The following is a 12,567-nucleotide window of genomic DNA, read 5'->3' on the forward strand; positions in this document are numbered from 1 at the left end:
TCTAAGCGGCTGGCGAGATACGAAAGGGCGACGCATTGAACATCCTGCTGCTGGCTGGCGACGGTATCGGTCCGGAAATCATGGCGGAGGCCGAAAAGGTCCTGACCGCGCTCGCATTGCCGGTGACGCTCGACCGTGCGCTCGTCGGCGGAGCGGCTTACGAGGCGACCGGGCATCCGCTGCCGCCCGAAACGCTGGCGAAGGCGAAAGCCGCCGATGCGCTCCTCTTTGGCGCCGTCGGTGATCCGCGCTTCGACAATGTCGAACGCCATCTGCGTCCCGAACAGGCGATCCTCGGCCTGCGCGCCGAACTCGGGCTGTTCGCTAACCTGCGCCCGGCCAAGCTGTTCGCCGGGCTCGAGGACAGTTCGGCGCTGCGTCCCGAGGTCGCGTCGGCGATCGACCTTTTGATCGTCCGCGAACTTAACGGCGACGTCTATTTCGGCGAAAAGGGCATGCGCACGACGGCGAGCGGCGAGCGCGAAGGCTATGACATCATGTCCTATAGCGAAAGCGAAGTGCGGCGCATCGCGCATGTCGCCTTCCGTGCGGCTGAGGGGCGGGCAAAGCGGCTCTGCTCGGTCGACAAGGCGAATGTGCTCGAAACCTCGCAGCTCTGGCGCGATGTGGTGATCGAGGTTTCCGCCGATTATCCCGACGTCGAACTCTCACACATGTATGTTGATAACGCCGCGATGCAGCTGGTGCGCAACCCCGGCCAGTTCGATGTGGTGGTAACGGGCAACCTGTTCGGCGATATCCTGTCCGATCAGGCGTCGATGTGCGTCGGGTCGATCGGATTGCTTGCGTCGGCGTCGCTCAGTGAAGGCAAGCAGGGGCTGTACGAGCCGATCCATGGCAGCGCGCCGGATATTGCCGGCAAGGGCGTCGCCAATCCGCTCGCAATGATCCTGTCGCTCGCGATGCTGCTGCGCCACTCGGGGGGTGAAGAGGCAAGCGCGGCGCGGATCGAGGCAGCGGTGGCCAAGGTGCTGGCGGACGGCTGCCGGGGTGCGGATCTCGGCGGCAATATGGGAACGGCAGTCTTGGGCGATGCGGTCGTTGCAGCCCTGAAAAACTAGCGGGACGGATAAGAGAATGAAGAAGACGACGGGCCTCGACCGGAACAAGACACGCAACTGGCACCCTGCGACGCAGGCCGTGCGCGGTGGTACGTGGCGCAGCGAGCATGGCGAAACCTCCGAAGCGCTCTTCCTCTCGTCAGGCTACACCTATGACAGCGCCGAGGAAGTCGCGGCGCGCTTCGCCGGCGAAGAACAGGGCATGACCTATTCGCGGCTGCAGAACCCGACCGTGGCGATGCTCGAAGAACGCATTGCGCTGATGGAAGGTGCCGAGGCCTGTCGTACGCAGGCGACCGGCATGGCGGCGATGACCACGGCCTTGCTCTGCCAGCTGTCGGCGGGCGACCATATCGTCGCGGCAAAGGCGGCGTTCGGCTCGTGCCGTTGGCTTGTCGATCATCTCTGCCCGCGCTTCGGGATCGAGACGAGCGTGATCGATGGGCGCGATAACGACGCATGGGAAAAGGCGATCAAGCCGAATACAAAGGTCTTCTTCTTCGAAACTCCGGCGAACCCGACGATGGATATCGTCGACATGGAACATGTGTGCCGTCTCGCAAAGGCGCATGGTATCACGACCGTGGTCGACAACGCCTTTGCGACGAGCACGCTCCAGCGCCCTATGGATTTCGGCGCCGATGTCGTCGCCTATTCGGCGACCAAGCTGATGGACGGGCAGGGGCGCGTGCTGGCCGGTGCCGTTTGCGGGACCGAGAAGTTCATCAACGACGTCCTGCTGCCGTTTCAGCGCAACACTGGCCCCAATTTGTCGCCGTTCAACGCGTGGGTCGTGCTGAAGGGGCTGGAAACGCTCGACCTGCGCGCGCGACGCCAATCCGAAAACGCGCTCGCGGTCGGCAAATTCGTCGAAAGCCGCGTCCCGCGCATCTTGCATCCGGGGCTCGCGAGCCATCCGCAACATAATCTGGCAATGAGCCAGATGGCGGCCTGCGGGCCGATCTTCTCCTTCGTGCTTGAAGGACGTGAACAGGCGATGGGCCTGCTTAATATGCTCGAACTGGTCGATATCTCGAACAATATCGGGGACTCGCGCAGCCTGTGCTGCCACCCGGCGTCAACCACCCACTATGGCGTCAGCGCCGAGGCGCGCGCCGATATGGGCGTGGTCGAGGGTATGCTGCGGATCAATATCGGGCTCGAAGATCCGCGCGATGTGATCGCCGATCTGGACCAGGCATTGACCAAGGTCGGGCTTTGAGCGACGTTGGCATCTCGATGATCGACTCTTTCTTTCCCTTTGCGGCGACCACCGGGTCGATCACCGTGCGCGTGGCGGTCAGCTACCTGCCCGAACAATCGCATCCGGCGCTGGGCCGCTGGTTTTGGGCCTATCATGTCCGCGTCGAAAACCACGGCGACGATGCGGTCCAACTGATCAGCCGCCATTGGCGAATCAGCGACGGGCGCGGCCAGGTCAGCGAAGTCGAGGGCGAGGGTGTTGTCGGTGAGCAGCCGCTGATCTTGCCCGGCGGCGCCTATGATTATGTGTCGGGCTGTCCGTTGCCGACCCCTGAGGGATCGATGGTCGGCAGCTATGCGATGGAGATGGGCGATGGATCGCAGATGCTCGTCGCGATCCCCCATTTCCCGCTTCAGGCGCCCGCGACCGCGTCATGAAGCGCACGCACCTGCCCCTCAATGCGCTCCGCGTCTTCGACGCCGCTGCCAGGCATCTGAGCTTCACGCGCGCCGCCGACGAGCTGGCGGTGACACCCGCCGCGGTCGGACAACAGATTCGCGCGCTCGAGGATATGCTCGGCGTCGTGCTGTTCCGCCGCACGCCCAAGGGACTGGAGCTCACCGGCGAGGCCAATGCCGGGCTCGACGCGCTGCGCCAAGGCTTTCTGCAGTTCGAGGAATCGGTGCGCGCGATGCAGGCGGGCCAGTCGTCGCAGTCGCTGACGATTGCGGCGCCGCGCGACCTCACCGCCAAGTGGCTCGCGCCGCGGCTTGCGCGCTACAGCCAGCAGGCACCCGACGTACGCTTCACCCTCGTATCCGCCGACAGCGGGATCGACTTCACCGAAGCCAATCTCGACCTTGCGATCTTCTGGACCGATGGGGCCGGCGAGCATGAGGGCGTCGCGCTTTCCGATCCACTGATGGTTACCGTTGCCGGCCCGGGAAGCGAAAGCGAGACGCGCATCGCATGGCCGGGCTGCCCCGCCGACGAAGGCGAACCCGCGCTGCGGCTCGGCGATGCAGGGCTCGCGATCGATGCCGCGGCGAACGGCCTTGGGCAGGCGAATGTTCCAGCGATGCTTGCCGAGGCGGATATTGCCGCGGGCCGCGTCCGTCTGGTGCGCGAGGCGTTTGCCGTAAAACGCGGTTACTGGCTTGTCGCGCCGACCCCGCAATGGCGGCAGGCCAAGGTCAAGGCGCTCGTCTCCGCTCTGACCACCTGATCATTTCGCTGTAAGCGCCAGCAGCCGCGTGACCAGCCCGACCATCGTGTCGGTCGCCACTGCCGCGTCGGGATTGTTCCAGCTCGCGGTCACGACGAACCATTTGCCATCCGATTTGCGCTCGCCGAGCAAGCTCATCGATATCACACCGAGTTCGGACCCGCCCTTGTAGCCGAGATAGGACCAGGGTTCGGCGGGGCCAGCCCCGCCGACGCCGTTGTTGATCGCCATCGCGCCAAGCGCGGTATCGGAGCCGCGCGCCCTCAGGTCGATCATCACGCGGGCAATGTCGTTCGGGCTGGCGAACCATTCGAGACTGTCGATGAAGCGCGGGCCGCCCGAAAAGCTCACGCCATCGACGTTGGAGAGAACCAGCCGGTCGGCATTGCCGTCGATCAGCGCGCGCTGCGCCTTGTCGTCGCCCGCGATAAAGGCGGCGCGTTCGGGCGCGAAATTGTCGCCCTTGAGTGCGAAGGCTTCGACTGTGGTCAGGAAGGGAATGTTGCGCGACGCGGCGCTATGCCCCGCGGCACGCATCCGCGCCTCGATCTTCTCGCGGCCGAGCAGGTGGATCAGCGTATCGGTCGCGCTGTTGTCGCTGACCGATATCATCCAGTTGGCGAGGCTTTGTACGGTAACGGGCGTGTCTTTCGGCCAGTTCGCGGTCCCGGCGGACGAGAAGCTTTGGTGCGACAGCGGAACGACCTCGGACCATTGCCGCTTGCCCGCCGCGACCTGCGCCGCCAGCTCGTCGAGGATATAGAGTTTGAAGGTCGAACCGATCGCGAATTGCGTATCGGCGCGCGCCGCAGCGATCGGCCTGATCGCGTCGCCGTCGAGCTCGGCGACCAGGAAACCGGCGCGACCGGGAAGCGCCGCAATTTCCGCCGCGACCTTTTCGAAGCTGTCGTTGGCCGCCGCGAAGTTGGTGATGCGCAGACCGGTGACGCGCGCGTCGGGGCCGGGGCCGACCTCCAGCGCGATCGTCGCTACACCCTTTTCGAAGCGGAGCAGGACCGTGCCTGCCCGGCCGTTGGATGTCGTCACCTTTTCGACCGACAGCGGCTTGCCATATTGCGCGACGAGGCCCGCGGTGATCGCCTTGAACTGCGCTTCGGGTATGGCGGTCTGAAAGGTCGTATCGAAATAGTCGGCAAAGGCGACGTGCTCGGTAAGCAGGTCGACGAGTTGCGCTGCACGCCGATCGAAGGCGGTGTCGGCCGCCGCTACGGTTTCAGGCGGCTGAATCGCATGCGCGGCGGTCGGCCCCGTCAGCACGGTGGCCCACAGGGCCGCGAGCAGCATCTTGGTCATCGGCTATCTCCGTCGAAAATGATTGTATGATCGATCCTCACGATCCGCTCGCGCAATATGGCCGCAGCGCGGCGGTTGAGAATCCATATTCCGCCGAACACCAGCAGCTGGAGCGCGACGACGAGCAGGAATATGAGCGAGCCGCCCATTCCGCTTGCCTTGGCCTGTCCGAGCATGAAGACCAGCAGGCCGGGCACGAAAGGGGCAAGGTACCAGCGGCCGACGCGGGCGAGCATATGCTCCTCGCGTACCAGCCGTTCGCGGTAATAGCCGCTGATGTTCTGCGCCTCGGCGTTGGGATCGGGCCGCGACGTGCGACGGGCAAGCTGCCACGCGACGACCAGCGCGCCCGCGATGACGAGCAAGCTGCCGATCTTGATCAGCGGTTCGGCGAAGATCGCGGCGTACAGGGCAAAGACGACGATCACTAGCGCGGTTGCGGCATATTCGCGTCGATTGCGGCGGCGTATGGCGTCGCCAAATCGTGCCGCCTGACGCTTGATTTCTTCGAGCTCGAGGGGTTCGAATACGGGCTGGCTGTCGTGCCAGAGGGCGTGGAGCCCCTTGTCGGAAAAATCGGTCATCTTGCGTCTCCGGCACCGGCGAAGCGGCGTGTCAGCATGGATTTGAAACGATGGACCTTCGCCGCGACCACATCGGGCGACACGCCCGTAACCGTGCCGATCTCCGCCGCGGCAACGCCCTCGAGATAGAGAAGCAATATCTGGCGGTCGGGCGGATCGAGCCGGTCGATGATCGACAGGATCAGCGCCATCGCATGTTCGCTGTCGGCGCGTTCGAACGGCGTCGCGGCGGCGTCGGGAATCTCGACATCCTCGATCGACGACCAGCCGCGCTGCGCATGGCGTCTATTCGCGAGCATGTGCGAGGTGGCGCGGTTGTGCGCGACGCGCCACACCCAGGTGCTGAGCGAACAGCGGCCGTCGAAGCTGGCGAAACTCTGCCAAAGCGCGACCTGTAATTCCTGCTCGAGATCACGCCGCAACTCGGCATCGGCTTCATAGCCCCGCGCGAGCCGGGCCAGCGCGCCGCCGAAGCGGTCGATCGCTTCCGCGAAAAGCCGATCCTGATCCCCCTCGGCCACTCCATTCTCCCATCGTTCGTATCGCATATCCCTTTAGTCGGCAGGGCAGCGGCTTTCTGACGGGAGGAACGAAATTTTTTCGTCAGGCGTCGATCGCCGCCTCGTCGAGCGTCGCCGCATTGGCCTGGATGAACTGGAAGCGATGCTCGGGATGCTTGCCCATCAGCCTGTCGACCAGGTCCTTGACCTGGTGCCGCTCCTCATATTCCTGCGGCAGCGTAACGCGCAGCATGCCGCGCGTCGCCGGGTCCATCGTCGTTTCCTTCAATTGGCCGGGGTTCATTTCGCCCAAGCCCTTGAAGCGGCCGACATCGACCTTCTTGCCCTTGAACATCGTCGCCTCGAGCTCGGCGCGGTGCGCGTCGTCGCGCGCATAGGCCGAAATATTCCCCGCGGTCAGGCGATAGAGCGGCGGCTGCGCGAGGTAGACATGGCCCTCGCGCACGATGTCGGGCATTTCCTGAAAGAAAAAGGTCATCAGCAAGGTCGCGATATGCGCGCCGTCGACATCGGCGTCGGTCATGATCACGATCTTCTCGTAACGCAGCCGGTCGGCATCGCAATCCTTGCGCATCCCGCAGCCCAGCGCGAGCGCGAGGTCGGCGATTTCCTGATTGGCGCGGATCTTGTCGGCACTGGCGCTCGCGACGTTCAAAATCTTGCCCCGGATCGGCAGGATCGCCTGCGTCTTGCGGTCGCGCGCCTGTTTCGCGCTACCTCCCGCGCTGTCGCCTTCGACGATGAACAATTCCGTTCCTTCGGGGCCGTCGTTCGCACAGTCGGTAAGCTTGCCGGGCAGGCGCAGCTTGCGGCCGCTGGTCGCGGTCTTGCGCTTCACCTCGCGTTCGGCCTTGCGCTTCAGCCGCTCGTCCATGCGGTCGAGCACCAGCCCCAGCAGCGCACGGCCGCGGTCCATATTGTCAGAAAGGAAATGGTCGAAATGGTCGCGCACGGCATTTTCGGTGAGACGCGCGGCCTCAGGGCTCGAAAGCCGGTCCTTGGTCTGGCTCTGGAATTGCGGGTCGCGGATGAAAACCGACAGCATCATCTCGCCGCCGTTGAACACATCCTCGGCGGTGATCTGCGCCGCCTTCTTCTGCCCGATCAATTCACCGAACGCACGCAGGCCCTTGGTGAGCGCGGCCCGCAGCCCGGCCTCATGCGTGCCGCCCGCCGGGGTCGGGATGGTGTTGCAATACCAGCTGTACGAGCCGTCGGACCAGAGCGGCCAAGCGATGGCCCATTCGGCGCGGCCCTGGTCGCCGGGAAATTCCTGCCGCCCCACGAAAGGCTCGGCGGTTGCGCATTCGCGCGTACCGATCTGTTCCTTCAGGTGATCGGCAAGACCGCCGGGGAATTGGAACACCGCCTCGGCGGGGGTGTCGTCGCCGATCAGTTCGGGCGCGCATTTCCAGCGGATTTCGACGCCCGCGAACAGATAGGCCTTCGAGCGCGCCAGACGGTAGAGACGTTGCGGCTTGAACCGGCCATGTTCGCCGAAAATTTCGGGATCGGGAACGAAGCTGACGCTCGTCCCCCGCCGGTTGGGGGTCGGACCGAGTTCTTCCAGCCCGCCGCGCGGCATACCGCGCGAAAAGCGCTGGCGATACAAAAGCTTGTTGCGCGCGACTTCGATCACCGTATCGGTAGACAGGGCGTTGACGACGCTGACCCCGACGCCGTGAAGGCCGCCCGAAGTCGCATAGGCCTTGCCCTCGAACTTCCCGCCCGAATGAAGCATGGTCATAATGACCTCCAGCGCCGACTTGCCGGGGAATTTCGGGTGCGGATCGACCGGCATGCCGCGTCCGTTGTCGACGACGGTCAACCGGTTGCCGACATCGAGCGTGATCTCGATCCGTGTCGCGTGGCCGGCGACGGCTTCGTCCATGCTGTTGTCGATGATCTCGGCGGCCAGATGATGGAGCGCGCGCTCGTCGGTGCCACCGATATACATGCCCGGACGCCGCCGCACCGGTTCGAGCCCTTCCAGCACCTCGATCTGCGAAGCATTATAGCTCTCGGTGGCGGGGCTCGCGGTGTCGAACAAATCGTGACTCATTCCCCAGCTATAGGAGCGGGCAAAGGCGGCTGGCAAGGCCGCTGTTCCGCTATCGCTGCCCACTCGGCTCGTCCCGTTTCCGTGCAAAGGGGGAACTTTGAACGAAGGCGGCGGGTTGGGCAGGCGACTGCAAAGTCACTCAAAAAAGTGGAGTAAAAAATGAAAAACCTCTCTCTCCTCGCCGCGTTTATGGCCGGTGCGACGGCGATGCCTGCTATGGCCCAGGATAATCGCGACACTGCCCAGGATTTCGATGGCCCCTATGTCAGCATCGTCGGCGGCGCGACACTGCAAGGCAGCGATCGCGGCGAAACGCTTGTGTTCGACACCGACCGAGACGGCACCTATGGCGACCAGGTAACGACTTCGGGCGGCGCGAACGCCTTTTCGCCGGGTTTCTGCAACGGCGCCGCGACCACCAGCACACCGGGCGCCGGATGCAGGAACGACAAGGACGGTCCAGAATATTTCGGGCGACTGGGATATGACAAGCGCATGGGCAATTTCGTCCTCGGCGCAGTTGTCGAGGCCGGACGCAGTGAGGCGCGCGACAGCGTCAGCGGTTTTTCCACGACGCCTGCGCGCTACACGATGAGCCGCGAAGCCGACTGGCAGGCCGGTGCACGGCTCCGCGCCGGCTATACCCCCGGCGGCGGCGCGCTATTCTATGTGACCGGCGGCGGCGCCTATGCAAAGCTCGATAATCGGTTCACGACGAGCAACACTGCCAACAGCTTTGCCGACAACGGCCGGACCAATGCGTGGGGTTATGCCGCCGGCGGCGGCGCCGAAGTCATGGTGACCAAGAATATCGCGGTCGGGCTCGAATATCTTTACACCGACCTCAAGGACAACGACTATGTCGTGAATGTCGGGGCGGGCACTGCGCCGCCGACCAATCCCTTTCTGCTCGATGGCGGTGGCACCGACATCCAGCGTAGCAGCTCTCATTTCCGCACTCACAGCGTTCGCGGTTCGTTGAGCCTCCGCTTCTGACCTCTTGGGAGCGGAAACGGGAGGCGTCGGATCGAAAGGTCCGGCGCCTTTCGTGTGTCAGGAACCGGGCGCGGCAAAAATGGCGAAATTGCCGTTCGCGCTACTCACCAGGCGACCGTCCTGGTAAAGCTTCGCTTCGATGTTGGCGACACGCTTGCCGCGGTGCAGCACCTGCGCTTCGCAGGTCAGACGTCCTTCACCCACGCGTACGTGATAATTAAACTTGATTTCGAGCGTTGCGCACCACTGGTCCGCGGCGAGGAGGCTGGTCAGCGCACCGCCCATGGCCGTGTCGGCAAGCGAATAGGCTACTCCGCCATGCGCGGCGCCTTGCGGGCTGAAATGTCGTTGCGGCTCGATATCGATCGCCATCGTGCAGCGACCGTCCGCGCGCTCGACCATTTGCAGGCCTAGCGCGCGGGCGAATTCGAAATCCTGCCCGAAAGGCTTCACCGGTTGCGTCTCAGCGAACCCGGGGACCACCAAAGGGCGGGGGCGGGGGCGGACGGCGCGTGCCGCGCGGAAGCTGCGCCTGATAGGCGCGGCCGCAATGTTCGACGCAATAGGGGAAGCCCGGGTTCACCGCCTCGCCGCAGAAATGAAAATCGGGCTCGCCAGGATGCCCCATCGGCCAGCGGCAAATGCGGTCGTTGAGGTCGAGAAGGCTCGTCTTGTCGGCGATCTCGGGGCTCGGCTTCGCGGGCACCAGCCGGCGCGGCGGCGCAGGCGGGATCGGCGCCTGCTGGTCGCCGGGGCCCTGACGAATGAAGCCGCCGGGACCGATCGAAACGATGCGCGGCGCATCGGGCTTCGGCGGCGCATCGGCGCCACCTTCGTCCGCCGCAGCGACGGGCGGCCTCGACTCCATTTTCGGCGCCACCGCGACGGGCCGTTGCGCGACAGGCGCGGCGGGGCGGGTGGCCGCAACGGGCGGGGCGGACTTCGGCGCAGCGGGCGCGGCGGCAGGTCTCGACGGTTTCGCCGCCTTTTCGGTTGCCTTGACGGGCGACGGGCGCGATTTCAGGCCAAGGCGATGCGCCTTGCCGATTACCGCGTTACGGCTTACCCCGCCGAGTTCGTCGGCGATCTGGCTGGCGGTCAGCCCCTTTTCCCACATGCTGCGCAGGCTTTCGATGCGCTCATCGGTCCATGACATGTTCAATTCCTTATCATTGCCCGCCGCGGGCGATTTGGCGAATTGCCGGCCCATTTGAACCGGCAGCCGTCGCTGCCCAGCTTGCGGTAAGATCGGGGAGGCGATAGGCGAGAACGTCATGAACGACCAGCCCCAAATTTCGCGCCTCGACTCGACGAATCCCGACGCGACCGCAAGCTTTGCCGAACCCGGCGTGCCTCATATCCACACCCTGAACGTTCCGGGTATGCAGGCGCTATATGTCAAAGAGGTAAGGCGGTTTTTCAAGGTCCAGCTGCAAACAATCTGGGCTCCTGCAATTACCACCCTCCTGTTTCTCGTTATTTTTACTATCGCTCTGGGCGGTGCAGGCCGGACGGTCATCGGCGTCCCCTTCGCGGATTTCATCGCCCCCGGCCTCATCATGATGGCGATGCTCCAGAACAGCTTCGCCAATTCCAGCTTCTCGCTGCTCGTCGGCAAGATCCAGGGGACGATCGTCGATTATCTGATGCCGCCGCTCGCGGTCGGCGAACTGATCATCGCGCTGGTCGGTGCGGCGATCACGCGCGCGATCCTCGTCGGGCTGGCGCTTTGGCTTGCGATGCTTCTCTGGCCCGGCGTCCATGTCGGACCCGACCATTTGTGGGCGGTCGCCCTATTCGGCGTATTGGGTGCGATGATGCTCGGTTTTCTCGGCCTGATCACCTCGGTCTGGGCGGAAAAATTCGATCATGCGGCCGCCGTGACCAATTTCGTGGTGACCCCGCTCGCCCTCCTGTCGGGGACATTCTATTCGGTCGACAAGCTCGCCCCCTGGTTCCAGACGATCGCGCACGGCAACCCTGTCTATTATGCGATCATGGGTTTTCGCTACGGATTCATCGGCACGGTCGATTCGACGATCGCCAACCCGATCCTGACCGCGGTGCTGATGCTCGTCGCGGTCAATATCGTTCTCGGCGTCGTCACCTATCGCCTGCTCGCGTCGGGCTGGAAACTGAAGGCCTGAGCCGTTTGTTTAGTGGCGGTGGAGCGCGCGGACGCGGTAGCGTCCCTGGTCGAGCCCGTCGAACATCGCCTCGATCTGCGGATGATCGATGGGGCCGCCGTCGCCATCGGCGATCAGATTTTGTTGGCTGACATAGGCGATGTAGGACGAATCGCCGTTTTCGGCGAGCAGGTGATAATAGGGCTGCTCTTTCGAGGGGCGGATTTCTTCGGGAATGGCTTCATACCATTCGTCGGTATTCGCAAAGACGGGGTCGATGTCGAACACGACGCCGCGAAAGTCGAACATGCGATGGCGCACGATGTCGCCCGGCGCGAAGTGCGCGCGGCCGATAAGCGGTGCCGTAACGGTTATGGGAAGTTCGGAAGAGGACTCGGGTGTCATAGAGTCAATCTATGGCGGTTTACGCCTGTTTCAAGTCCGTTACATTCGCAGGCGCCGCGCTTTGCCGAATCGGCTGTGATCAGCGTTACAGATGGACTGGCCAATCGGGCTAAATTGCTCCTCTGGCTTGTGCATTTCCCGTTCGGGTTGCGGGCCGCATCTTCAGGGGAGAAGCATTATGGCTGAGATTCCACCCAATATATCCGGACCCGCATCGGGCATCGTCCAGCGCGCGAAAGATATCCTCCTCAAGCCCAGGGAAACATGGCCGGTCATCGCAGCCGAACCGGCGACGACGCAGTCGATCTATGTCCCTTATGTCGTCGTTCTCGCAGCGATCGGGCCGATCGCGCAGTTTATCGGCGGGCAGGTTTTCGGTTTTACCGCTTTCGGCGTCACCTATCACCCGCCAATTGGAGCCGCCCTGGGCTCGGCGATTTTATCCTACGGCCTGACGCTCGCGACTGTCTTCATCCTCGCCCTCGTCATCGACGGGCTGGCATCCAATTTCGGCGGGCAGAAGGATCAGACCCAGGCGCTGAAGGTCGCCGCCTATTCTGGAACCGCGGGCTGGGTGGGCGCCATTTTCGGGCTTGTTCCGGCACTCGGGCTGATCGGCGCGCTGTTCGGCCTCTACGGCCTCTATCTTCTCTATCTGGGGCTTCCGGTGCTGATGAAGTCGCCCGAAGACAAGGCGCTGGGCTACACCGCCGTCGTCGTCATCGTCGCGATCGTCCTGTTCTTGATCGTCGGGGCCGTCGTCGCATCTTTGACGGCACCGTCGCTGCTCAGCATCAGGGGCTGAACGATCATCCGGCCGTCCCGGCGCAAGCCGGGCGGCGCTTGCCAGTGGTCGAATTCAGGGAAAAATGGAGGAGAGTGAGGGATTCGAACCCTCGGTACCGTTGCCGGCACTTCGCATTTCGAGTGCGACGCTTTCGACCACTCAGCCAACTCTCCTCGCTGAGAGGAGACGCCCCTAGCGGCGGTCCGCGAGACTTGCAACCCTCTCGTCACAATTTCGCAGGTCCGCCGCCGGAAGGGTGCG

Annotated in this window: 14 protein-coding genes and 1 tRNA gene; 7 read left to right on the plus strand and 8 right to left on the minus strand. The window is 63.9% G+C overall.

All coding sequences use genetic code 11. The features are described from left to right. Positions 1-35 precede the first annotated feature (35 nt). From leuB to HDC35_RS00960, 4 genes are read left to right on the plus strand one after another with little or no spacing between them, the layout of a single operon-like run. Positions 36-1,082 carry a 3-isopropylmalate dehydrogenase gene (gene leuB / locus HDC35_RS00945; protein WP_184643006.1) on the plus strand — a complete coding sequence of 349 codons (1,047 nt, stop codon included), beginning with the start codon at positions 36-38 and terminating at the stop codon, positions 1,080-1,082. A gap of 16 nt (positions 1,083-1,098) precedes the next feature. Next, a complete protein-coding gene (locus HDC35_RS00950) occupies positions 1,099-2,304 on the plus strand; it encodes a PLP-dependent aspartate aminotransferase family protein (protein WP_184643007.1) in 1,206 nt (401 codons plus the stop codon). A gap of 17 nt (positions 2,305-2,321) precedes the next feature. After that, a complete protein-coding gene (gene apaG, locus HDC35_RS00955; RefSeq protein ID WP_184643008.1) occupies positions 2,322-2,723 on the plus strand; it encodes a Co2+/Mg2+ efflux protein ApaG in 402 nt (133 codons plus the stop codon). Further along, the gene (locus HDC35_RS00960) at positions 2,720-3,511 is read left to right on the plus strand and encodes a LysR family transcriptional regulator (protein WP_184643009.1); all 792 of its coding nucleotides are present in this window, start codon (positions 2,720-2,722) and stop codon (positions 3,509-3,511) included. Before apaG ends, HDC35_RS00960 begins: the two co-directional genes overlap by 4 nt. Here the strand turns inward: HDC35_RS00960 and HDC35_RS00965 are convergent, their stop codons facing one another. The 4 genes from HDC35_RS00965 to parE form a co-directional block, all read right to left on the minus strand. Continuing rightward, the gene (locus tag HDC35_RS00965) at positions 3,512-4,825 is read right to left on the minus strand and encodes a serine hydrolase (protein ID WP_184643010.1); all 1,314 of its coding nucleotides are present in this window, start codon (positions 4,823-4,825) and stop codon (positions 3,512-3,514) included. Continuing rightward, positions 4,822-5,409, minus strand: coding sequence for a hypothetical protein (locus tag HDC35_RS00970; RefSeq protein ID WP_184643011.1), 588 nt, complete (start codon positions 5,407-5,409; stop codon positions 4,822-4,824). Before HDC35_RS00970 ends, HDC35_RS00965 begins: the two co-directional genes overlap by 4 nt. Further along, positions 5,406-5,930 carry an RNA polymerase sigma factor gene (locus tag HDC35_RS00975; RefSeq protein WP_221438061.1) on the minus strand — a complete coding sequence of 175 codons (525 nt, stop codon included), beginning with the start codon at positions 5,928-5,930 and terminating at the stop codon, positions 5,406-5,408. The genes HDC35_RS00970 and HDC35_RS00975 overlap by 4 nt, the downstream gene beginning before the upstream one ends. An 82-nt stretch (positions 5,931-6,012) precedes the next feature. Further along, positions 6,013-7,992, minus strand: a complete 1,980-nt coding sequence (parE, locus tag HDC35_RS00980) for a DNA topoisomerase IV subunit B (RefSeq protein WP_184643013.1) — start codon at positions 7,990-7,992, stop codon at positions 6,013-6,015. 159 nt (positions 7,993-8,151) lie between these two features. Between parE and HDC35_RS00985 the strand changes: the two genes are divergently transcribed. Continuing rightward, positions 8,152-8,988: an outer membrane protein gene (locus tag HDC35_RS00985; protein ID WP_184643014.1), complete on the plus strand. Its 837-nt coding sequence runs from the start codon at positions 8,152-8,154 to the stop codon at positions 8,986-8,988. 57 nt (positions 8,989-9,045) lie between these two features. On the opposite strand, the gene HDC35_RS00990 is transcribed toward HDC35_RS00985, so the two are convergent. Beyond that, positions 9,046-9,471 carry a PaaI family thioesterase gene (locus HDC35_RS00990; protein WP_311770695.1) on the minus strand — a complete coding sequence of 142 codons (426 nt, stop codon included), beginning with the start codon at positions 9,469-9,471 and terminating at the stop codon, positions 9,046-9,048. After that, entirely contained in the window at positions 9,452-10,144 is a 693-nt protein-coding gene (locus HDC35_RS00995) for a GcrA family cell cycle regulator (protein ID WP_184643016.1), read from the minus strand. Before HDC35_RS00995 ends, HDC35_RS00990 begins: the two co-directional genes overlap by 20 nt. 118 nt (positions 10,145-10,262) lie before the next feature. Between HDC35_RS00995 and HDC35_RS01000 the strand changes: the two genes are divergently transcribed. Beyond that, positions 10,263-11,135, plus strand: a complete 873-nt coding sequence (locus tag HDC35_RS01000) for an ABC transporter permease (RefSeq protein ID WP_184643017.1) — start codon at positions 10,263-10,265, stop codon at positions 11,133-11,135. A gap of 9 nt (positions 11,136-11,144) precedes the next feature. Here HDC35_RS01000 and hspQ read toward each other — a convergent pair whose 3' ends face one another. Beyond that, a complete protein-coding gene (gene hspQ / locus HDC35_RS01005; protein ID WP_184643018.1) occupies positions 11,145-11,519 on the minus strand; it encodes a heat shock protein HspQ in 375 nt (124 codons plus the stop codon). 178 nt (positions 11,520-11,697) lie between these two features. On the opposite strand from hspQ, the gene HDC35_RS01010 reads away from it, so the two are divergent. Then, the gene (locus HDC35_RS01010; RefSeq protein ID WP_221438062.1) at positions 11,698-12,324 is read left to right on the plus strand and encodes a Yip1 family protein; all 627 of its coding nucleotides are present in this window, start codon (positions 11,698-11,700) and stop codon (positions 12,322-12,324) included. 65 nt (positions 12,325-12,389) lie between these two features. On the opposite strand, the gene HDC35_RS01015 is transcribed toward HDC35_RS01010, so the two are convergent. Then, positions 12,390-12,479: transfer RNA gene (locus tag HDC35_RS01015), tRNA-Ser, on the minus strand. Positions 12,480-12,567 lie beyond the last annotated feature (88 nt).

The organism is Sphingopyxis sp. JAI128, assembly GCF_014207235.1.
Lineage (GTDB): Bacteria > Pseudomonadota > Alphaproteobacteria > Sphingomonadales > Sphingomonadaceae > Sphingopyxis.